This window comes from Sphaerisporangium album, from assembly GCF_003323745.1.
GTDB lineage: Bacteria > Actinomycetota > Actinomycetes > Streptosporangiales > Streptosporangiaceae > Sphaerisporangium > Sphaerisporangium album.
In genome coordinates this window covers 85,574-107,714 of record NZ_QOIL01000007.1, presented here as the reverse complement: position 1 = coordinate 107,714, position 22,141 = coordinate 85,574, and the positions used below count along the sequence as shown (strand labels likewise).

16 protein-coding genes, 1 pseudogene and 1 riboswitch are annotated in these 22,141 nt (G+C 69.4%); of the genes and pseudogenes, 10 read left to right on the top strand and 7 right to left on the bottom strand.

Going from position 1 to position 22,141, the window contains the following annotated elements:
* Positions 1-15 precede the first annotated feature (15 nt).
* The 6 genes and pseudogenes from glgX to DQ384_RS42880 form a co-directional block, all read right to left on the bottom strand.
* On the bottom strand, positions 16-2,148 hold the full coding sequence (gene glgX, locus DQ384_RS14445) for a glycogen debranching protein GlgX (protein WP_114029305.1): 2,133 nt from the start codon (positions 2,146-2,148) through the stop codon (positions 16-18).
* Positions 2,149-2,538: 390 nt separating this feature from the next.
* Entirely contained in the window at positions 2,539-2,967 is a 429-nt protein-coding gene (locus tag DQ384_RS14440) for an OsmC family protein (protein ID WP_114029304.1), read from the bottom strand.
* A gap of 41 nt (positions 2,968-3,008) precedes the next feature.
* A complete protein-coding gene (locus DQ384_RS14435) occupies positions 3,009-3,776 on the bottom strand; it encodes an ABC transporter ATP-binding protein (RefSeq protein WP_114029303.1) in 768 nt (255 codons plus the stop codon).
* Between the two features lie 31 nt (positions 3,777-3,807).
* Positions 3,808-4,761, bottom strand: coding sequence for an ABC transporter permease (locus DQ384_RS42190; RefSeq protein WP_220182947.1), 954 nt, complete (start codon positions 4,759-4,761; stop codon positions 3,808-3,810).
* Positions 4,758-5,759 carry an ABC transporter substrate-binding protein gene (locus DQ384_RS14425; protein ID WP_114029302.1) on the bottom strand — a complete coding sequence of 334 codons (1,002 nt, stop codon included), beginning with the start codon at positions 5,757-5,759 and terminating at the stop codon, positions 4,758-4,760. Before DQ384_RS14425 ends, DQ384_RS42190 begins: the two co-directional genes overlap by 4 nt.
* Positions 5,759-6,874: pseudogene (locus tag DQ384_RS42880) on the bottom strand (agmatinase family protein). Before DQ384_RS42880 ends, DQ384_RS14425 begins: the two are co-directional and overlap by 1 nt.
* Positions 6,875-6,997: 123 nt before the next feature.
* Positions 6,998-7,095: riboswitch (guanidine-I (ykkC/yxkD leader) on the bottom strand.
* Between the two features lie 270 nt (positions 7,096-7,365).
* Between DQ384_RS42880 and DQ384_RS14415 the strand changes: the two are divergent.
* The 8 genes from DQ384_RS14415 (at position 7,366) to araA (ending at position 16,889) form a co-directional block, all read left to right on the top strand.
* Positions 7,366-8,355: a LacI family DNA-binding transcriptional regulator gene (locus DQ384_RS14415; RefSeq protein WP_114029488.1), complete on the top strand. Its 990-nt coding sequence runs from the start codon at positions 7,366-7,368 to the stop codon at positions 8,353-8,355.
* 73 nt (positions 8,356-8,428) lie between these two features.
* Entirely contained in the window at positions 8,429-9,421 is a 993-nt protein-coding gene (locus DQ384_RS14410) for an ABC transporter substrate-binding protein (RefSeq protein ID WP_181871212.1), read from the top strand.
* 70 nt (positions 9,422-9,491) lie between these two features.
* A complete protein-coding gene (locus DQ384_RS14405; RefSeq protein ID WP_114029301.1) occupies positions 9,492-11,003 on the top strand; it encodes a sugar ABC transporter ATP-binding protein in 1,512 nt (503 codons plus the stop codon).
* On the top strand, positions 11,000-12,070 hold the full coding sequence (locus DQ384_RS14400; protein ID WP_114029300.1) for an ABC transporter permease: 1,071 nt from the start codon (positions 11,000-11,002) through the stop codon (positions 12,068-12,070). Before DQ384_RS14405 ends, DQ384_RS14400 begins: the two co-directional genes overlap by 4 nt.
* On the top strand, positions 12,067-13,047 hold the full coding sequence (gene yjfF / locus DQ384_RS14395) for a galactofuranose ABC transporter, permease protein YjfF (protein ID WP_114029299.1): 981 nt from the start codon (positions 12,067-12,069) through the stop codon (positions 13,045-13,047). The genes DQ384_RS14400 and yjfF overlap by 4 nt, the downstream gene beginning before the upstream one ends.
* A gap of 37 nt (positions 13,048-13,084) precedes the next feature.
* Positions 13,085-14,734, top strand: a complete 1,650-nt coding sequence (gene araB / locus DQ384_RS14390) for a ribulokinase (protein ID WP_114029298.1) — start codon at positions 13,085-13,087, stop codon at positions 14,732-14,734.
* Positions 14,731-15,408 carry an L-ribulose-5-phosphate 4-epimerase gene (locus DQ384_RS14385; RefSeq protein WP_245966472.1) on the top strand — a complete coding sequence of 226 codons (678 nt, stop codon included), beginning with the start codon at positions 14,731-14,733 and terminating at the stop codon, positions 15,406-15,408. The genes araB and DQ384_RS14385 overlap by 4 nt, the downstream gene beginning before the upstream one ends.
* The gene (gene araA / locus DQ384_RS14380; protein WP_114029297.1) at positions 15,405-16,889 is read left to right on the top strand and encodes an L-arabinose isomerase; all 1,485 of its coding nucleotides are present in this window, start codon (positions 15,405-15,407) and stop codon (positions 16,887-16,889) included. Before DQ384_RS14385 ends, araA begins: the two co-directional genes overlap by 4 nt.
* A 149-nt stretch (positions 16,890-17,038) precedes the next feature.
* Here the strand turns inward: araA and DQ384_RS42875 are convergent, their stop codons facing one another.
* Positions 17,039-18,523, bottom strand: a complete 1,485-nt coding sequence (locus tag DQ384_RS42875) for an arabinofuranosidase catalytic domain-containing protein (protein ID WP_245966471.1) — start codon at positions 18,521-18,523, stop codon at positions 17,039-17,041.
* Positions 18,524-19,287: 764 nt separating this feature from the next.
* Between DQ384_RS42875 and DQ384_RS14370 the strand changes: the two genes are divergently transcribed.
* Together DQ384_RS14370 and chvE are read left to right on the top strand one after the other, a co-directional pair.
* Positions 19,288-20,622 carry an extracellular catalytic domain type 1 short-chain-length polyhydroxyalkanoate depolymerase gene (locus tag DQ384_RS14370; protein WP_245966470.1) on the top strand — a complete coding sequence of 445 codons (1,335 nt, stop codon included), beginning with the start codon at positions 19,288-19,290 and terminating at the stop codon, positions 20,620-20,622.
* 414 nt (positions 20,623-21,036) lie between these two features.
* Entirely contained in the window at positions 21,037-22,122 is a 1,086-nt protein-coding gene (chvE, locus tag DQ384_RS14365; RefSeq protein WP_114029295.1) for a multiple monosaccharide ABC transporter substrate-binding protein, read from the top strand.
* The last annotated feature ends 19 nt before the right edge of the window (positions 22,123-22,141 follow it).

The window sequence follows — 22,141 nt, the reverse complement described above, 5'->3', positions numbered from 1 at the left end:
CCGGGGGCGCGCGGCTCAGCGGCGCGCGGTGGAGCGCAGGATGCGCATCGAGCGGCCGGTCACCGGGACCAGCGCCCCCGGCTCCCACGTCTGGTCCGTACGGCCGTCGTGGCAGGGCCTGTCGTCGGTGGTGTCCAGGACGGGGGTCCAGCCCGGCCCGAACTCGCGGCCCGGCAGCGTGAACGTGATGCTCTCGTGGTGGCCGTTGACCGCCAGCAGGAACGAGTCGTCGGAGATGCGCTCGCCGCGGGGCCCCGGCTCGCTGATCGCCTCGCCGTTGAGGAACACCGCCATGGCCTTGCCGAAGCCGCTGTGCCAGTCGCCCGAGGTCATCTCCTTGCCCGACGGTGTGAGCCAGACGATGTCCCCCATGTCGCTGACGCTCGCCTCGGGGCCGCGCCCGAGGAAGAAGCGGCGGCGCCGGAAGACCGGGTGGTCCCTGCGGAACTTCGCCAGGGCGCGGACGAAGTCCAGCAGGTCGGACTCCTGCCGCAGCAGCGACCAGTCGACCCAGGAGATCTCGTTGTCCTGGCAGTAGGCGTTGTTGTTGCCCCGCTGCGTGCGGCCGATCTCGTCACCGTGCAGCAGCATCGGCACGCCCTGCGACACGAACAGCGTGGTCAGCAGGTTGCGGCGCTGCCGGTGACGCAGCTTGACGATCGACGGGTCCTCTACGGGGCCCTCGGCGCCGCAGTTCCATGAGCGGTTGTCGTCGGTGCCGTCGCGGTTGTTCTCGGCGTTGGCCTCGTTGTGCTTGCGGTTGTAGGAGACCAGGTCGGCGAGGGGGAAACCGTCGTGGCAGGTGACGAAGTTGATGGAGGCGACCGGCCGGCGGCCGCTGTTGGCGTACAGGTCGGAGGAGCCCGCGAGGCGCGAGGCGAACTCCGGCAGCATCGAGGGGGCGCCGCGCCAGAAGTCGCGCACGCTGTCGCGGTACTTGCCGTTCCACTCGGTCCACAGCGGGGGGAAGTTGCCCACCTGGTAGCCGCCCGGCCCGACGTCCCACGGCTCGGCGATCAGCTTGACCTGGGAGATCACCGGGTCCTGCTGGATGAGGTCGAAGAACGCCGACAGGCGGTCGACGTCGTGCAGCTCGCGCGCCAGGGCGGCGGCGAGGTCGAAGCGGAAGCCGTCCACGTGCATCTCCTGCACCCAGTAGCGCAGCGAGTCCATGATCAGCTGGAGCGCGTGGGGCGAGCGGACGTTGAGGGAGTTGCCGCAGCCGGTGTAGTCGAGCAGAAGGCGGCGGTCGCCGTCGATCAGCCGGTAGTAGGACGCGTTGTCGATGCCGCGGTAGGCGAGGGTCGGCCCCATGTGGTCGCCCTCGGCCGTGTGGTTGTAGACGACGTCGAGGATCACCTCGATGCCGGCCTCGTGCAGGGACTTCACCATGGCCTTGAACTCCAGCACCTGCTGGCCGCGCTGACCGGAGCTGGAATAGGCGTTGTGCGGCGCCAGGAAGGCGATGGTGTTGTAGCCCCAGTAGTTGGTCAGGCCGCGGGCGACCATCGCGTGCTCGGGCACGAACTGGTGGACCGGCATGAGCTCGACCGCCGTGACGCCGAGGCTCTTCATGTGGTCGATCACCGCGGGGTGGGCGAGGCCGGCGTAGGTGCCGCGCTGGGCCTCGGGCACGTCGGGGTGGCGCATGGTGAGCCCGCGCACGTGCGCCTCGTAGATCACCGTCTCGTGGTACGGCGTGCGGGGCGGGCGGTCGTTGCCCCAGTCGAAGAACGGGTTGACGACGACGTTCTTCGGCATGTTGGGCGCGCTGTCCTCGGTGTTGCGCCGCCCGGGGTCGGTGAACTGGTAGGAGAACAGCGAGCGATCCCAGCGCACCTCGCCCTCGATGGCCTTGGCGTACGGGTCGAGCAGCAGTTTGGAGGGGTCGCAGCGGTGCCCGGCGGCGGGGTCGTACGGCCCGTGCACGCGGTAGCCGTACCGCTGCCCGGGCTGGACGCCGGGAAGGTATCCGTGCCAGACGAAACCGTCGACCTCGGGCAGGTCGACGCGGCTCTCGTGGCCGTCGTCGTCGAAAAGGCAGAGCTCGACCCGCTCGGCGACCTCGGAGAAGAGCGAGAAGCTCGTCCCGACGCCATCCCAGGTCGCACCCAGGGGGTACGGCTCTCCAGGCCAGACCTCACGCATGTAGCCTCATTGTGGTCAAGGAACGGTCCGCGGTGCCGCTCGATCGCGTGGCTTGTTTCCCTCTCGTGATCCGGTGCCTCGTGTTCCCTCCCTGAAGGCTCCGTCCGCGTCCCTGGCTGTGAGTTCCGGCTCTACTGTCGATAGTAGGGCCGCGGGCCTGATTTTCCAGGGCCTTCCCGCCAGGTGAGAGTGCCCGCCGGACGCTCCCGAGGTGGGTGAGGCCGGGGCCTCTCCTCCTGGGCGCCGACCCGGCGGAGGGTCAACAACGTACACGCAAACGGACATTTTTGTATATACCGCCTTTACCATCAGTTAACTACACAGATAGGTATGAAGCGGACATGGTGCAGCCCCCGCGCGCCGGGGCGCGCGGGGGCCTCGGGGCCGTGCTCAGCCGAGCAGCTCGGCGTTCAGGGTGATCGTGGTGCCCGTCAGGGCCTTGCTGACCGGGCAGTTGGCCTTGGCGGTCTCGGCGGCGGTCTGGAAGTCCTCCGCGGAGATGCCCTCGACCTGCGCGCGGACGGACAGCACGATGCCCGTGATGCCCTCGCCAGGCTGGAAGGTCACGTCGGCCTTCGTCTCCAGGCTCTGCGGCGGCGTGCCCGCCTGGGCCAGGCCGTGCGAGAGCGCCATCGAGAAGCAGGACGAGTGAGCCGCCGCGATCAGCTCCTCCGGGCTGGTCTTGCCGTTGGCCTCCTCCGAGCGCGAGGCCCACGTGACGTCGAACGTCCCGACTCCGGAGGTGTCGAGCGAGACGGTGCCGGAGCCGTGGATCAGGGGGCCCTTCCACTGCGTGGTCGCGGTACGTGTCGTCGCCATTGCGATCATCCCTTCGATACTGAGGTGATTCCTAGCCGAACCTACACGCGCGCCTGATGGGCGCGGTGCTCGGCACGGACGAGATCTTCCACCTCCACGCGCAACGCGAGGAACGCCGTCGAGCGCTTGTCCGCGAGCGTGCGGTCGGCGGGGAGGTCGACGGCGAGGTCGCGGGCCACGCGCCCGGGATCGCAGGACAGGACGATGACCCGCCGCCCCAGGAAGACCGCTTCCTCGACGTCATGGGTCACCATGATCACGGTTGTGCCGACGTCCCGCCACACCTGGCGGACGAACACCTGCATGTCCTCCTTCGTCTGCACGTCCAGCGCGCCGAACGGCTCGTCCAGCAGCAGCACGCGCGGCGAGCAGGCGAGGGCCCGGGCGATCGCCACGCGCTGCTGCTGGCCGCCCGACAGGCGTCCGGGCAGCGCTCCGGCCAGGTGGCGCAGGCCCACCTCGTCCAGCAGCCCGGCCACCCGCGCGTCCCGGCGCGCCCGGGGCATGCCCATCGCCTCCAGCCCGAAGGCGACGTTCCCCGCCACCGTCCGCCACGGGTACAGCGAGGCGGTCTGGAACACCAGCCCGCGCTCCGGACCCGGACCTGTGACCTCCTGGCCGTCCAGCAGGACCCGCCCGGCCGTCGGCCGCGTCAGCCCGGCGATCAGCGAGAGCAGCGTGGACTTGCCCGAGCCGCTGGCGCCCACGACGCAGACGAAACCGCCGGGCTCGACGGTCAGGTCGATGCCTTCCAGCACCGGCAGGCCGGGGACGAACTCCTTGCCGAGCCCTTCCAGGCGCAACGTCACGAAACCCTCCTCGGGCGCGCGGGGACGGCGGTCACGCGGACCACCTGCCGACGCGGGCCCGCAGCAGCCGCAGCGTCACGTCGATGGTCAGCCCGATCAGGCCGATCACCACGAGGATCGCGAAGATGCGGTCGGTCTGCAGGAACCGCTGGGCACGGGTGATGCGGTACCCGAGGCCCGAGGTGGCCGCGATCAGCTCGGCCACGACCACGAAGTTCCAGGCGGCCGCCGCGTTGACCCGCATCGCGTCGATGATGCCCGGCAGGGCGTACGGGAAGACGACGCGCGCGGCGACCCGCGGGCGGCCCGCGCCGAGCGTCGCCGAGACCTCCAGCAGCCGCCGGGGGACCCGCCGCACGACGTCCGCGGTCATGAGGGTGTTGAAGAACACCACGCCGAGCACGAGCAGCGCCACCTTGGACGCCTCGCCGATGCCGAGCCAGATGATCAGCAGCGGGATGAACGCCGAGGCGGGCAGGTAGCGCAGCAGGCCGACGATCGGCTCCAGCAGGGCCTGCGCCCAGGGCAGGGCGCCCATCGTGAACCCCAGCGGCACCGAGATCAGCACGGCGAGCAGGAAGCCCAGGCCGATACGGCCGAGGCTCGCCGCCAGGTCCGACCACAGGTCGCCGCTGACGGCCATCCGCACGCCCGCGTCCCACACGGCGGCGGGGGAGGGCAGGAAGGCGGGGTTGACCGCCCCGCTCGCGCTCAGCGCCCACCAGGCGGCCAGCGGGCCGAGCACCGACAGGGCCCGCAGCGTCCAGGCCGTGCGGGCGGTCACGGACCCGCTCAACGGCCGGATCCGCCGCCCCGGGCGCGGGGGCGCCAGGCCGGTCGCCCCGCCGTCCACGGGCCCCGTCGCGGTGTCGCCCACGGGGCCGGTCACGGGGCCGGTCACGGGGCCGGGGTCGGGGCCGGTCACCGGGTCGGGCTTCTGGTCGGCCGTCTCGCCCGCCTGCGTGGCGGCCGGGTGCGGGGTCACGGCTGCACCGCCTGGACGAACCGCGCGTCGAGCAGCCCGTCCAGGGACGGGGCCGCGTCCACCAGCTTGCCCGCGACCAGGAAGTCGGCGATCTGCTTGGCGCGGGCGGGCAGGTCGGAGGCGAAGGCCGCCCGGTTCTGCTCCAGCGTGAAGATCGACGTCCCCTTGTCGTAGGTCTCGTAGTCCGCGACGCCCACCCCCGCCCGCTTCGCCATGATCGCCAGGGCCTCGTCCCGGTTGGCGGAGATCCAGGCCAGGGTGTCGAACCAGGTGTTCACCAGCGCCTGCACGCTCTCGGCGTCCCGGTCGAGCAGGTCCCTGGTGACGACCAGGTGGTCGGGGATCGCGCCGGGGAAGTCGGCGGAGCTGCTGATCGCCGTGCTGCCCGGCCGCTTGAGCGCGGTGGTGGTGAACGGGGCGAAGACGCCGACCGCGTCCACCTGCCCCGCGACGAACGCGGCGGCCGCGGCGTCGGTCGGCAGCGGCTGGAACTTCACGTCACGCTCGGTCAGGCCCGCCTTCCGCAGGGCGAGCAGCAGCAGGTAGTGGTCGACGGTGCCTTGCTCGGCGGCCACGGTCCTACCCTTGAGGTCGGCCAGGGTCTTCACGCCGTCGCGGGCGATGATCTGGTCGTTGCCGGTCGAGTTGTCGTTGACCAGGACGACGGTCTCCTTGGCGCCTCCGGCCGCCGAGGCGAGGGTGTCGTTGAGCGTCTGGCTGTTGGCGTCGATGTTCCCGGTGGCCAGGGCGTTGAGGCTGTCGGTGTAGTTGTCGAAGTACTTCAGCTCGACCTGGACGCCGTTCTTCGCGAACAGGCCCTTCTCCTGCGCCACCTGCCAGGGGAACCAGCCGGGCCAGGCGCTGAACCCCAGAGTGATCTTCGACCCGCCGCCCGAGGCGGACGGCGCGGCGTCCTTCCCGGCGGCACAGGACGTCGTGAGCAGGGCGAGGACGGCGAGGACGGCTGAGGCGGCGGGCTGGACGAGGCGCCTGCGCATCACGAGGCTCCCCTCTCGTGCGTGTCCGGCGCGGTGTCGCCGGGCTGGTCGTGGGAGCCGCCTCGCGCGGGGCGCGCGCCGGGCGGCTTGGGGAGGTGGCCGGCGCGGACCAGGCACCCGAGGGTGTCGCAGATGACGCGGGTGGCGATGAGCGCGGTGATCTCGGCGTTGTCGTACGGCGGGGCGCACTCGACCACCTCGATCCCGGCGAGCGGCCGCGCGTCGGCGATGAGCTGGATGAACTTGAGCACCTCGCGGGGGAGGAACCCGCCGGGCTCGGGCCAGCCGGTGCCGGGGACGAACGCGGCGTCCAGGCAGTCGACGTCGAACGACAGCCACACGGCCTCGGCGCCGTCCCAGGCGACCTCCAGGGCGCGCTCGGCGGCGGCCTCGATGCCCATCTCGACGCAGTCGGTGACGGTCATGATGGTCGTCCCGCGCTCCCGGCCGACCTTCACGCCGGGTCTGGGCGCCTGCCAGCCGCCGATGCCGATCTGCACGAGGTTCTTCGGCGGCACGTTGGGGATGTCGGTCGCGTGGAACCACGGCGTGGTGTGCATGCGCTCGTCGAGGTCGGTCTCCTGGGTGTCGACGTGCCGGTCGAAGTGGATGATTCAGACATTTCCGGAAACATGCTCGGCGATGCCGCGGACCGTCGGATACCCGATCGAATGGTCGCCCCCCAGCACCACGGGGAACGCCCCGCTCGCGTAGACGTGCGACACCGCCTTGCTGATCTGGTCGAACGTCTTCTCGATGTTCGCCGGGATCGTGAAGATGTCCCCGAGGTCGGCGATCGTGATCGACTCGCGCAGATCCACGCCCAGCTCGAAGCTGTACGGGCCGTACAGCGCCGAGATCTTGCGGATGCCCTGCGGCCCGAACCGGGTCCCCGAGCGGTACGTCGTGCCCCCGTCGAACGGCGCGCCCAGCACCGCCACGTCGTACTCGCCGCAGCGGCGCACGTCCTCCAGGTACGGCGCCTTCAGGAACGTGTTGATCCCGGCGAAGTGCGGCAGCTCGCCGCGCGAGAACGTCGGAATCGTCCGGTCCACGATCGAGTCCGCGCCCTGAAGGCCGTACTCCAGCCCGCGCTCGATCTCGCGCCGGTGCATGGTGAGCGGAAGCTCCGCCTCGCGCTCGACGGCGTAGCGGGCCTCGGGTCCGTAGTTGTCGTGGAGATGGCCCACGGCAGTCCCTTTCGAGAACGCCTCACTCAGGAGGCAGCCGACATGACTGTCTCCCGGGTTTTTGTCCCGCCGTGGAGCGGCCTAGGCCGCCTGCACCTCTCGGACCAGCCCCTCGTCACGAGAGCGGAACCCTAGGTGCGCCTCACCGTCTGACCCGATGAGTCCCTCTCATGACAGCCCCGGCCCGTTACCCCGGGGTTTCCCGCCCGTAGCGGCTGGGTGACGTACTTCGCACCCCGCGCGGCGGCGAGCGCGTGGGCGGATCGGCGCGTGCCAGGGCTTCGCGTGTTCCGAACGTAACAGGCGCGTGCTTGACGCAACGTGGTGTTAACGCTCACAGTTCTACTGGGCCGTGTGAGAAAGCGGTAGGAGAGGGGCGGTTGGTGGGACCTGAGGCGAGGCGTCGCGCGCCGGTGATGGCGGATGTGGCCAAGGTGGCGGGTGTGTCGCATCAGACGGTCTCGCGGGTGCTCAATGATCATCCGAGTGTGAGTGCGGAGACGCGTACGCGGGTGCTGAGTGCGATCGACCAGTTGGGGTATCGGCGTAATCTCGTCGCGCGTGCTCTGGTGACGAGGCATTCTCGTACGTTGGGCGTGGTGAGTTTCGATACGACGCTCTATGGTCCGGCGAGCACGGTTTACGGTATCGAGCGGGCGGCGAGGGAGGCGGGTTATTTCATCAGCATCGTGAGCCTGCGGACGATCGACAGGGCGGGGGTGCGTGAGGCGATCGGTTATCTGACCGAGCAGGGTGTGGATGGGATCGTGGTGGTGGCTCCGCAGCGTTCGGCGGCGCAGGCGCTGGCGGATGTGCCGAGGGGTATGCCGGCGGTGGCGGTGGAGGGGGGTCAGGCGGGCGGGGTGTCGGTGGTGAGTGTGGATCAGGTGGAGGGTGCGGTGCTGGCGACCCGTCATCTGCTGGAGTTGGGGCATGAGACGGTGTGGCATGTGGGTGGGCCGGCCGATTGGCTGGAGGCCGAGGGGCGTGTGCGGGGCTGGCGTGAGACTTTGGCGGCCGCGGGTCGTGCGGTTCCTGAGCCGTTGGCCGGTGATTGGAGTCCGCGTTCGGGTTATCGGGCCGGGCAGCGGCTGACCGCGATGACGGGTGAGGTGACGGCGGTGTTCGTCGCGAACGATCAGATGGCGCTGGGTGTGTTGCGGGCTTTCATGGAGGAGGGGGTGAGGGTTCCGGGGCAGATCAGCATCGTTGGGTTCGACGATATCCCGGAGTCGGAGTTCTTCTCGCCTCCTTTGACGACGATCAGGCAGGACTTCGGGGCCGTGGGCAGGCGCAGTATCGACGTGCTGGTGCGGCAGATCGAGGCGGGAGAGCCGTACGTGCGCGAGAGCCATGTCGTGCCTCCTCGGTTCGTTCTCCGGGCCAGCACGGCTCGGGTGCGCTAGTTCGCCCGCGGAAGACATGCAGAACGTTGGCAGCGAATGAATGTTAACGTTCACATCAGGAAAGGAACCCCCCATGGTGAAGAGGATCTCCCTGTTACTGCTGGCCGGGATGACGGCGCTGACGGTGGCCGGTTGCGGCGGCTCCGACGACGCCTCGTCCGGGGGCGACGCCGGCGGCCCGTCCGGCGGGAAGATCGTTATGGGCTTCTCGCAGGTCGGCGCGGAGAGCGGCTGGCGTACCGCCAACACCAAGTCGGTCCAGGAGTCCGCCAAGGAGGCGGGCGTCGAGCTGAAGTTCTCCGACGCCCAGCAGAAGCAGGAGAACCAGATCAAGGCGATCCGGTCCTTCATCCAGCAGAAGGTCAGCGTCATCGCCTTCTCGCCGGTGGTGGAGTCCGGGTGGGACACGGTGCTGAAGGAGGCGCGGACCGCCAAGATCCCGGTCATCCTCACCGACCGGGCCGTGGACTCGCCCGACACCAGCCTGTACAAGACCTTCCTCGGCTCCGACTTCGTCGAGGAGGGCAAGAAGGCCGGCCAGTGGCTGGTCGACCAGTACAAGGACGGCAAGGACCCGGTCAACATCGTCCAGTTGGAGGGGACGACCGGTTCCGCGCCCGCGAACGACCGCAAGTCGGGCTTCCAGGAGATCATCTCGGCCGACCCCAAGTTCAAGATCGTCGCCTCGCAGACCGGCGACTTCACCCGGGCCAAGGGCAAGGAGGTCATGGACGCCTTCCTGAAGTCCACCCCGAAGATCGACGTGTTGTACGCCCACAACGACGACATGGCCCTCGGTGCCATCGAGGCCATCGAGGGCGCCGGCAAGGTGCCCGGCAAGGACATCAAGATCATCTCGGTGGACGCCGTCCACGACGGCATGCAGGCGCTGGCCGACGGCAAGATCAACTACATCGTCGAGTGCAGCCCGCTTCTCGGCCCGCAACTCATGGACCTGGCCAAGAAGGTCGTGAACGGTGAGCAGGTCCCGCCGCGTGTCGTGACCGAGGAGACCACCTTCACCCAGGACCAGGCGAAGCAGGCACTGCCCAACCGCAAGTACTGATCCGGACGAGACGAGTCGCCCCCGTTCCCGCACGGGGGCGACTCGCCGGCGACGAGGAGAGGAGCGCCGCATGGCACCCCCCGGGCCGATCCTGCGGATGAGGGGGATCGGTAAGCGGTTCCCCGGCGTGAAGGCGTTGGACGGCGTGGACTTCCGGCTCTTGCCCGGCGAGGTCCACGCACTCATGGGAGAGAACGGCGCCGGCAAGTCCACCCTGATCAAGGTGCTGACCGGCGTGTACGACATCGACGACGGCGAGATGGAACTGGAGGGGCGGCCGGCGGCCTTCTCCAGCCCCTTGGCCGCCCAGCAGGCCGGGATCAGTACCGTGTACCAGGAGGTCAATCTCTGCCCGAACCTCTCGGTCGCCGAGAACATCTTCATCGGCAGGGAACCGCGCCGCCTCGGCCACATCCGGTGGAAGCGGATGCGGCACCGGGCCGGTGAACTGCTGCACCGTCTCGACCTCGACCTCGACGTGTCCGCCGCCCTGTCGACGTACTCCCTGGCCGTCCAGCAGATGGTGGCCATCGCGCGCGCCGTGGACGTCGAGGCCAAGGTGCTCGTCCTCGACGAGCCGACCTCCAGCCTCGACGCCGGTGAGGTGGCCCAGCTCTTCCGGGTGATGCGGCGGCTCAAGGAACAGGGCATCGCGATCCTGTTCGTCTCGCACTTCCTCGACCAGGTCTACGAGATCGCCGACCGGATGACGATCCTGCGCAACGGCAGGCTCGTGGGGGAGTACCTCACCAGCGAGCTGAGCCAGGTCGAGCTGGTCGGGAAGATGATCGGCCGCGAGCTGGCCGACCTGGAGCGGCTGGAGGGCAGGCCGCTCGCGCGGGAGACCGGGCCGCTGGTGGAGGCCAGGGACCTCGGACGGGCCGGCGCCATCGAGCCGTTCACGCTCACCATCCACGAGGGTGAGGTGGTCGGCCTCGCCGGCCTGCTCGGCTCGGGCCGCACCGAGCTCGCCCGCCTGCTGTTCGGCGCCGACCACGCCGGTACCGGCTCCCTGCGGATCGCCGGGGAAGCCGCCAACCTGCGCACCCCCCGGGCGGCCATCCACCGCAATCTGGCCTTCTGCTCGGAGAACCGGCGGGAGGAGGGGCTGGTCCCCGACCTCACCGTCCGGGAGAACATCGTCCTCGCGCTGCAGGCGGCCCGCGGCTGGACACGGCCGCTTCCCCGGCGCCGGCAGGACGAGCTGGTCGCCAAGTACATCTCCGCGCTGAACATCCGCCCGGCCGACCCCGAGCAGCTCGTCCAGAATCTGAGCGGCGGCAACCAGCAGAAGGTGCTGCTGGCCCGCTGGCTGATCCTGGAGCCGCGCCTGCTCATCCTGGACGAGCCGACCCGCGGCATCGACGTCGGCGCGAAGGCGGAGATCCAGCGCCTGGTGGCCGAGCTGTCCGACGGCGGGATGGCGGTGCTGTTCATCTCCGCCGAGCTGGAGGAGGTCCTGCGGCTCAGCCACAAGGTCGGGGTGCTGCGCGACCGCAGGCTCGTGGCCGAGGTGGACAACGACGAGGGCCTGACCTCCGAGGTCCTGACGGAGACGATCGCGAGCGGAGCCGCGTCATGACCGTGTCCCCCACCTCCTCCGGCCCCCTCACCCTCCTCCGGCACCGCCTCTTCTGGCCTGTCGTGATCCTCGTGGCGTTGCTGCTGCTCAACGTGGTCTTCACCGACCACTTCTTCAGCATCGAGGTCAAGGAGGGCCATCTCTACGGCAGCCTCATCGACATCGTCAGGTTCGGCGCGCCGCTGATCCTCGTCGCGCTCGGCATGACGCTGGTGATCGCGACCAGCGGGATCGACCTGTCGGTCGGCTCGGTCGTGGCGATCTCCGGCGCCCTCGCCTGCCTGCAGATCAGTGACCTGGGCGACCAGGACTCGGTGGGCGGCGTGCTGGGCGCGGCCGGTGTCGCGCTGCTGCTCTCGCTCGTGCTCGGCGCCTGGAACGGCGTGCTCGTCGCCGCCGTCGGGATCCAGCCCATCATCGCGACGCTGATCCTGATGGTCGCCGGACGTGGCCTGGCCCAGCTCATCACCGGCGGCCAGATCATCACGGTCAACAGCTCGCCGTACAAGCTGATCGGCGGAGGGTACTGGCTCACGCTCCCGTTCGGGATCATCATCGTGCTCGTCGTGCTGGCGCTCACCGCCTTCCTCACCCGGCGGCTCGCCCTCGGCCTGCTCATCAGGTCGGTGGGCGGAAACGCCGAGGCGAGCCGCCTGGCCGGCATCGGCGCGCGCGGTGTGGTCATCACGGTCTATACCTTCTGCGCGCTGTGCGCGGGCATCGCCGGGCTCATGATCAGCTCTAACGTCTCCAGCGCGGACGGCAACAACGCCGGGCTGTGGATCGAGCTGGACGCGATCCTCGCCGTCGTGATCGGCGGCACGCCGCTGTCGGGCGGCCGGTTCTCGCTGGGCGGCACCGTGCTCGGCGCGCTCATCATCCAGACGCTGACCACCACGATCTACTCGATCGGCGTGCCGCCGGAAACGACGCTGCTGTTCAAGGCGCTCGTGGTGACCGTCGTCTGCCTGCTGCAGTCCCCGGCCTTCCGCGCGAAGGTCGTACGCCGTCGCCGGCCCGCCGGCGTCTCCCCGGTGGCGGAAGAGAAGGTGAGGGTCCACGCATGACCACCATGACCGTCCCAGGCCTCGGCGCGTTGCCCCGCAAGTACGTCCCCATCCTGGTCACGGCGCTGCTGCTGGCCGGGATGTTCTTGGCCGGCGGGGTCAGGTACACGGGGTTCGCCAGCGGCCAGGTCATACTCAACGTCTTCATCGACAATGCGTTTCTGCTGGTCGTGGCCGTCGGGGTGACCTTCGTGATCCTCACGGGCGGCATCGACCTTTCGGTCGGCTCGGTGGTGGCGTTGTCGACCATGGTCGTGGCGACGCTGCTGAAGGACGGCTGGTCTCCCTGGCCGGTCATGGCGCTCGTGCTGGTCATCGGCACGGTCCTTGGCCTGGGCATGGGCGCGATCATCCAGTACTTCGAGATCCAGCCGTTCATCGTCACGCTGGCCGGCATGTTCCTGGCCCGCGGCCTGTGCTACGTGATCGGCACGGCGTCGATCCCCATCGACGACCCGGCGTTCACCGCCTTCGCCCAGACGCGGATCGACCTCGGCGGCGACCTGTGGATCTCGCCCAGCGTGGTCGTCGCCGCCGTGGTGGTGCTGGTAGCGGTGTACGTGCTGCATTTCAGGCGACTCGGCCGCAACGTCTACGCGATCGGCGGCAACGAGCAGTCGGCGATGCTGATGGGTCTTCCGGTGGCCCGCACGAAGGTCACGGTGTACGCGATCAGCGGCTTCTGCTCGGCGTCCGGCGGCCTGCTGCTGTCCTTCTACATGCTGTCCGGGTACGGCCTGCACGCGGCCGGGATGGAGCTCGACGCCATCGCCGCGGTCGTCATCGGCGGCACGCTGCTGACGGGCGGTTCCGGATATCTGCTGGGCACCGTGCTCGGCGTGCTCGTGCTCGGCCTGATTCAGACGATCATCAGCTTCGAGGGCACGCTCAGCTCGTGGTGGACGCGGATCTTCATCGGGCTACTGCTGTTCGCCTTCATCCTCATGCAGCGTCTGATCACGGCCAGGAGGCGGTAGCCGTTGCCCAGCCAATGTCGTCGAGTTTGGAGATGGTGTGAACGCTAACAGCGATCGGGTCGTCGTCGGCGTCGATTTCGGCACGCTGTCCGGCCGTGCGGTCGTGGTGCGCGTGCGCGATGGTGCCGACCTGGGCACCGCGGTCCACGAGTACGCCCACCGGGTGATCGAGGAGGCGCTCCCGGGATCGGGCGTCGGGCTGGGCCCGGACTGGGCCCTGCAGGCGCCGGCGGACTGGATCGACGTGCTGAGGCACGCGGTGCCCAAGGCGCTGGCGGCGGCTCAGGTGCCCGCGTCCGCCGTCGTGGGGATCGGCACCGACTTCACCGCCTGCACGGTCCTGCCGGCCACGTCGGACGGCACGCCGTTGTGCGAGATCCTGCCCGATCGGCCGCACGCCTGGCCCAAGCTGTGGAAACACCACGCCGCCCAGCCGCACGCCGACCGCATCAACGCGATCGCGGCCGAGCGCGGCGAGCCGTGGCTGTCCAGGTACGGCGGCAAGATCTCCTCTGAGTGGGCGTTCGCCAAGGGCCTGCAGGTCCTGGAGGAGGATCCGGAGATCTACGCGAGGGCGGATCGCTGGATCGAGGCCGCCGACTGGATCATCTGGCAATTGTGCGGCGTGGAGACGCGAAACGTCTGCACCGCGGGCTACAAGGCAATCCACCAGGACGGCGGGTACCCCTCCGAGGAGTTCCTGGCCGCGGTGAACCCCGCCTTCGCCGGGTTCACCGCCAAGCTGGGGCAGGAGCTCGCCCCGCTCGGCGGCCTCGCCGGCCGGCTCACCGCGCGGGCCGCGGCGTGGACGGGGCTGCCCGAGGGGATCGCGGTAGCGGTCGGCAACGTGGACGCGCACGTGACGGCGGCGGCGGCCGACGCGGTGCTGCCGGGCCGGATGGTCGCCATCATGGGCACCTCCACGTGCCACGTCATGAACTCCGACCGGCTCGCGGAGGTGCCGGGAATGTGCGGGGTCGTCCGGGACGGCATCGTGCCCGGTCTGTGGGGATACGAGGCGGGACAGTCGGCCGTCGGCGACATCTTCGCCTGGTTCGTCGAGACCTCGGTCCCCTCGTGGTACGCCGAGCGGGCCGCGCAGCGAGGGCTCGGCATCCACGAGTACCTGACCGAGCTGGCGGCCGCGCAGCCGGTCGGGGGGCACGGGCTGGTCGCGCTCGACTGGCACGGAGGCAACCGGTCGGTGCTGGTGGACCACAACCTGTCCGGCGTGATCGTCGGCCAGACGCTGGCGACCAGGCCGGAGGACGTCTACCGCGCGCTCATCGAGGCCACCGCCTACGGCGCCCGGATGATCGTGGAGACGTTCGAGTCGGCCGGGGTGCCGGTCGAGGAGTTCGTGGTCGCGGGCGGCCTGCTCAAGAACGGCTTCGTCCTGCAGGTCTACGCCGACGTGCTGCGACGGCCGCTGTCGGTGATCGGGTCGGACCAGGGGCCCGCCCTGGGCTCGGCGATCCACGCCGCCGTCGCCGCGGCGGAGTACCCCGACATTCCCACGGCCGCGGCGGCCATGGGCAGGCGCTGGGCTTGCGCGTACGTGCCCGACAAGGAGAGGGCCGACGTCTACGACCGGCTGTACGCCGAGTACCGCCGGCTGCACGACCACTTCGCCGACGGCGGGCTGCTGCACCGGCTGCGGGCGATCAGGAACGAGGCGGGCGCGTGAACGAGGAGGAGCGTGTGATCAAGGAGCTGCGGGAGACCGTGTGCCGCCTGCACGCCGAGCTGGTGAGAGGCGAGCTGGTCGTGTGGACGGCGGGCAACGTGTCGGGCCGCGTGCCGGGGAGGGACCTGTTCGTCATCAAGCCGAGCGGCGTGTCGTACGACGACCTGACGCCCGAGTCGATCGTGGTCTGCGACCTGGACGGCGACCTCGTCGAGGGCGATCTCGCGCCGTCCAGCGACACGGCCGCCCACGCCTACGTCTACCGGCACATGCCCGAGGTCGGCGGCGTGGTGCACACCCACTCCACCTACGCCTCCGCCTGGGCCGCGCGGGGCGAGCCGATCCCCTGCGTGCTGACCGCGATGGCCGACGAGTTCGGTGGCGAGATCCCGGTCGGGCCGTTCGCGCTCATCGGCGGCGACGACATCGGCAAGGGCATCGTCTCCACGCTGGCCGGCCACCGTTCCCCCGCGGTCCTCATGCGGAACCACGGCGTTTTCACGATCGGGAAGTCTTCTGAGGCTGCCGTCAAAGCGGCCGTGATGTGCGAGGACGTCGCCCGCACGGTGCACGTGGCACGCCAGCTCGGCGAGCCGGTCCCCATCGCGCCGGGCGACGTGGACCGCCTGTACGACCGCTACCAGAACGTCTACGGACAGAGGAGTCACGGGTGAAGATTTGGTTCCTGACCGGCAGCCAGGGTCTTTATGGCGAGGACACGTTGCGCCAGGTCGCCGAGCAGTCCGGTGAGATCGCCCGCAGGCTGGGCGAGGCGCTGCCGTTCGAGCTGGTCTGGTATCCCGTGCTCACCGACGCGGCGGCCATCCGCGGCGTGTGCCTGGAGGCGAACGCCGACGACGAGTGCGTAGGGCTGATCGCGTGGATGCACACCTTCTCCCCCGCGAAGATGTGGATCGCCGGGCTCGACGCGCTGCGCAAGCCGCTGCTGCACCTGCACACCCAGGCCAACCGGGAGCTGCCGTGGGCCACCATCGACATGGACTTCATGAACCTCAACCAGGCGGCGCACGGCGACCGTGAGTTCGGCTACATCCAGTCCCGGCTCGGCGTGCCCCGTAAGACCGTCGCCGGGCACGTGAGCGACCCGTCCGTGGCGGCCAGGATCACGACGTGGGCGCGGGCCGCGGCCGGGCGGGCCGAGGTCGGCTCGCTGCGGCTGGCCCGTTTCGGCGACAACATGCGCGACGTGGCCGTGACCGAGGGCGACAAGGTCGAGGCCCAGCTCAGGTTCGGCGTGTCGGTCAACACCTATGGCGTCAACGACCTGGTCGAGGCGGTGAACGCGACCGCCGACGCCGACGTGAGCGCCCTGGTCAAGGAATATGTGGACCTCTACCGGATCGCCCCCGAGCTGCGGGTCGGCGGCGACCGGCACGACTCGCTGCGGTACGCCGCCCGCATCGAGCTGGGCCTGCGGCATTTCCTGGACGGCGGCGGATTCAAGGCGTTCACCACGAACTTCGAGGATCTGGGCGGCCTGCGCCAGCTCCCGGGCCTGGCCGTCCAGCGGCTCATGGCGGACGGCTACGGCTTCGGCGGCGAAGGCGACTGGAAGACCTCGGTGCTGCTGCGCACGCTGAAGGTCATGGGGGCCGGGCTGCCCGGCGGCACCTCGTTCATGGAGGACTACACCTATCACCTCACGCCGGGCGAAGAGCTGATCCTCGGCGCCCACATGTTGGAGGTCTGCCCGAGCATCGCCGCCGGCACGCCGTCCTGCGAGATCCACCCGCTGGGCATCGGCGGGCGCGAGGACCCGGTGCGACTGGTGTTCGACGCCGCGCCCGGCCCCGCCGTGGTCGCCGGCCTCGCCGACATGGGGGAGCGGTTCCGGCTGGTGGCCAACGTGATCGACGTGGTGGAGCCGCCTGAGCCGCTGCCGAGCCTGCCGGTCGCCCGCGCCGTCTGGCGGCCCCGCCCGGACCTGCGCACCTCCACCGAGTCCTGGCTCACGGCGGGCGCACCGCATCACACCGTGCTGTCCGCCGCAGTGGGGGTGGAGGAACTCACCGACTTCGCCGACATGCTCGGCGTCGAACTGCTGGTCATCGACGAGGACACCACCCCGCGCCGGTTCGCCAAGGAACTGCGATGGAACCAGGCTTACTACCGCCTCGCGCAGGCGCTCCGCTGACCCCGGAACGCTCTAATCCCGCCGACCTCCGATCCGTCCAGCGGGCTTGGGCAGGCCGCTGGACGAGAAGGCGGTTCAAAGATCCCGGGCTCTCGCGTCGGCGTCCATCTTCCGCACAGCGGCACATGGACTGACGTGGACCTCTGGGGTCAGCTGCGCGGGCTCCATTGCTGGTTGGCCTGGCCGTTGCAGGACCAGAGGATGAGCTTGGTGCCGTTGGCGGTGCCGGCGGCGTTGGCGTCCAGGCACAGCCCGGACTGAACCCCGGTGATGGTGCCGTTGGCGTTGAGGTTCCACTGCTGGTTGGTCTGGCCGTTGCAGTCCCAGATGATCACCTGGGTGCCGTTGGAGGTGCCCTGGCCGTTGGCGTCCAGGCACTTGTTGCCGTACACCTGCAGCTGCTTGCCGGAGGTGGAGGTCCAGCGCTGCATGGTGCCGCCCCAGCAGTCCCACAACTGCGTCTGGGTGCCGTTGACGGTGCTGCCGTTCGGCACGTCGACGCACCGGCCGGACTGACCGCCCACGATCTGGACGTTCTGCCAGCCACCGGTCGGCGCCCCGTACCCGGCGGCGACGATGTTGTCCTGGACGGCGTTCTCGGTGGCGTCCGACGGGTAGCCGGAGGTCATCACGCCCTCGTAGAAGGTGCCCGTGGCGCCGATGCTGTTGTCGCCGCCGATGCCCAGGATGATGGCGCCTTCCTTCTTCATCGGGTTGTAGCCCGGCACGTTGGGGCGCACCCCGTTGTAGAAGGTGGACAGGCCGCCGGACTGGGCGTTGCCGCCGCGGATGGCCCAGTGGTTCGGCTCGCCCTTGAGAATGGCGGTCAGGAACCGGTGGCTGATGCTGGGGTCGCCGGCGTTGTAGCGCTGGTTGACCCCGGAGAACAGGCCGTTCTCCAGATCGGCCATGATCCAGGGACCGTTGCCGGCGCCGTAGCCCCAGAAGTTGTTGCTGCCGAAGTAGATGGCCTCCATGGTCCCGTTGCCGTTGTCACGGCTGTTGGTCTCGGCGTTGCCGTAGTCGAAGCAGCAGCCGCCGTTGTAGTGGGTGCCGTTGAAGATGGCGTACATCCCCTCGGGCTGGTCGCCCGTGGCCACGCCGTTGGTGGTGTTGTTGCGGTACCCGGTGCCCGGCGCGACGAAGACGCCGTAGGCCTTGTGCCCGCCCACCGTGATCGGCGCCGTGGTGGCGTTGGCCAGGTTGTCGTACCCGCCCGGCGCCGGGCCGGAGAATCCCCCCGGAGGCGCCTGGGTCAGCCGGTTGTTGCGACCCGACTGGTCGTAGATGACGGTGATCAGGCAACTGGTGCCCGCGCAGAACGAGTCCTGGACGGCGGCGTCGGCCACCCCGCCCGCGGTCAGCACCCCGATGTCGCGGGTGGCGTTGTCCGAGGCACGGCGCACCTGGTACAGCGGCCCGTTGTAGGTGCCGTACAGCGCACGCGTCGTACTGTGCGCCGCCACACACGGCGTTCCACCCCCGGCGTAAATGTCACACGGTTGCGACGTCGCGGCCTGCGACGACGTGGAGGCGCCGGCCAGCAGGCCGACGGAGAGCCCGAGGGCCGCACCCGCCGACAGCAGCGCCTTTTGGAGATACCGGAATCCGGCCATGACGACCTTGCCTTTCATGGGGGATCGCGAACACCGCAGATGTGGGATGTGGTTGATCGGCAAAGGCGCGAGCGGCCGCCATGCGGCCACTCGCGGTGATCTGCCATCTGACCCGCGGTATCGCGGCAGACGGCATTGGCGCTGTTAGCGTTAACAACTCAGGTGCGGGTCGGCCCCTCCTTGTCTCCGGCTTCTTGGTGGTGGTGCAGCGGAGCAAACACGACGGGGTGAGGTCCCGTCAAGGGCCGGGTCCGCCGGTCATTGACGGCGTGTCCGCCCGCCGCGCCGGTGTCATGCGCTCTCACCAGGGAGTGTTCACACTCCGTACCGAACGAGCGGTGATGGAATTTCCATCTGGCGGTGACATGGCGTGGCCGGTGCCGCATTCCCCGGACGCCGTGCCCGCGTCATGTTCTCCCGCGGACGTGCGGCAGGGCGCCCGACGAGGCGGCGGAATCGATTCGCTGACGGTCTTGACATGTTTCCAGCAGGTTTCCACACTGAGTTCCCAAGGCGGCTTTCTCCTGTCGAGTCGGTGGTGGACGGCAGGGGCCGCCATGCGTGATCGCGATCGCGCCGCCGGTGGCACCGCGGTCCAGCGATGGACCGCGCCCGTCGATTCCCGGCCGTCCCTGCGCACCCCCCTCTTTTCCTCGATTCCCGCATCGCCCGCCCGGCCGTCCGGGTCCGCCCAGGCGGACCGGCCGTGCCGTGCGCGTACGCGGGATTCCCTGCCTGCGGAGATACGGATGCGACAACGCGCGCAACGAACGCTCAGAGCCATGCTGGTGGCGGTGGTCCTCTCGCTGACCACCGTGGGCGTCATTCTGGTGACCCGGCCTGTCGCGGCCGCGTCGCTGACCCGGGTGACCGGCTTCGGCACCAACCCGACGAACTTGAACATGTACATGTACGTTCCCGACACGGTCGCCGCGCGGCCGGCGCTGCTGGTGCTGGTCCATTATTGCGGCGGGTCGGCGGGCGCGATCTTCGGTGGAAACGGGCACGACTACGTCACCGCGGCCGACCGGTACGGGTTCGTCATGGTGGTACCGGAGGCGACCCGGGACGGGCATTGTTTCGATGTGTCAACGCCGGCCGCACTGCGGCGCGACGGCGGAAGCGACTCCACCGGCATCATGGCGATGGTCGCCTATGCCCGGCAACGCTACAACGTCGACCCTGCCCGGATCGTGGTCAGCGGTTTCTCCTCGGGCGCGATGATGACCAACGTGCTGGCCGCCGAGTACCCCGACGTGTTCTCCGCCGGCGCGGCCTTCTCCGGGGTCCCCGCCGGATGCTTCGCCACGACCAACGGCTCGCTGTGGAACGGCCAGTGCTCCGGCGGGCAGATCACCAAGACCGCCCAGCAGTGGGGTGACCAGGCCAGATCCATGTATCCGGGGTACGCCGGCCGCTATCCGCGGATGCAGTTCTGGCACGGCACCACCGACACCACGCTGGCCTATCCGAACTTCGGTGAAGAGATCAAGCAGTGGACCAACCTGAACGGCCTGGGTCAGACGCCGGCCTTCACCGACCGCCCGCAGTCTTCCTGGACGCGGACGAGGTATGGCGCGCCCGGCACCCAGGCCACCGTCGAGGGCGTCAGCATCGAGGGCGTCGGCCACCAATTGCCGATGCCGGGCCAGCTCGCCTACGCGATCTCATTCCTCGGGCTCGACGGCGGCTCCACACCCACACCCACGGCCTCCCCGACGCCTCCTTCGGGCGCGGGCGCGATCAGGGGTGTGGGGTCGGGCCGGTGCCTGGACGTCGCCGGTGTCTCGCAGGCCAACGGCGCGCCGGTGCAGATCTGGGACTGCAACGGTCAGGTGAACCAGCAGTGGGCGGCGACCGGCGCGGGTGAGCTGCGGGTGTACGGCGGCAAGTGCCTGGACGTGAGCAACCAGAGCACCGCCGACGGGGCGGCGGTGCAGATCTGGGACTGCAACGGCCAGAACAACCAGAAGTGGCGGTTCAACACCGACGGCACCATCACCGCGGTGGGCGCGAACAAGTGCCTGGACGTGCCCAACAACGCCACCGCCAACGGCACCAGGCTGGCGATCTGGTCCTGCAACGGCGGAGCCAACCAGCGCTGGAGCCGCGGCTGAAGCGGGGTTCCACCGGGGCGCCACCGCCCCGGTGGAACGCACGACAGCCGCGCGGTGAGCCCGGGACTCGGCGGAAATCTCCGCAGGATCCAGGGCTCACCGCGCCTCGAGGGAACACGAGAACGGAGCTGCCGATCAACGGATCATGTGTTGTTAACGCTAACCCCCCACGTGCGGGAAAGTGTGCAGGCCAGCGGCAGGGGGACGGCCCACCCCTTGACACTCCTGATTGTTAACGCGAACATTCAGGCAACTTGGCCGTAACAAGTGGTGGGCAGGGATGGTCGAGCCCCACTAGGCGTGAGGGGAGCAGAGGCATGACCCCTTGACCTTACGCGCGGGGAAAGCCGCGTCCCGCCGGTCTAGGCCCCGGCGGGACGCGTGAAACGAAACCATTTCAGAGGAGATTCTGTCATGCGCGGATGGATGGGCGCCCTGGTGGTGGCGTCCTGCCTGGTGCTGGCCGCAGGTTGCGGCAGCGGCGGCGAGTCGCCGGCGGGTGGCGAGGGCAAGGGAACCGTGGGCATCGCGATGCCGACGAAGTCGTCCGAGCGGTGGGTCAAGGACGGCGACAACATGGTGAAGCAGTTCAGGGCATTGGGGTACGACACCGACCTGCAGTACGCCGAGGATGTGGTGGAGACGCAGGTCTCCCAGGTCGAGAACATGATCACCAAGGGGGTCAAAGCGCTCGTCGTCGCGGCGGTGGACGGCTCGGCGCTCACCGACGTGCTGCAGCAGGCGGCCGACCAGAAGATCCCGGTGATCGCGTACGACCGCCTGCTGATGAAGAGCCCCAACGTCGATTACTACGCCACGTTCGACAACTTCCAGGTGGGCGTGCTGCAGGCCGGCTACATCGTGGACAAGCTCGGGCTGAAGAACGGCAAGGGGCCGTTCAACATCGAGCTGTTCGCCGGTTCGCCGGACGACAACAACACCGTCTACTTCTTCAACGGCGCCATGTCCGTGCTCAAGCCGTACCTCGACTCCGGCAAGCTGGTCGTGCGCAGCGGGCAGACCAAGATGGAGCAGGTGGCCACCCTGCGGTGGGACGGTGCCACGGCGCAGTCGCGCATGGACAACCTGCTCAGCGGCAGCTACACCTCCGAAAAGGTGGATGCCGTTCTCTCGCCGTACGACGCGATCAGCATCGGCGTCATCTCCGCGCTCAAGAGCGTCGGGTACGGCTCGGCCGGCAAGCCGCTACCGATCATCAGCGGCCAGGACGCCGAGCTGGCCTCGGTCAAGTCGATCATCGCGGGTGAGCAGACCCAGACCGTCTACAAGGACCTCCGCCTGCTCGCCACGGTCGCGACGAAGATGACCGACGCCGTGATCCAGGGCAAGAAGCCCGAGGTCAACAACACCCGCGACTACAACAACGGCGTCAAGTCCGTGCCGTCCTATCTGTGCGATCCCGTGTCGGTCGACAAGGACAACTACAAGCAGGTGCTGGTGGACGGCGGTTACTACACCGAGACCGAGCTCAACGGCTGAGGTCGGTGGAAGAGGCGGC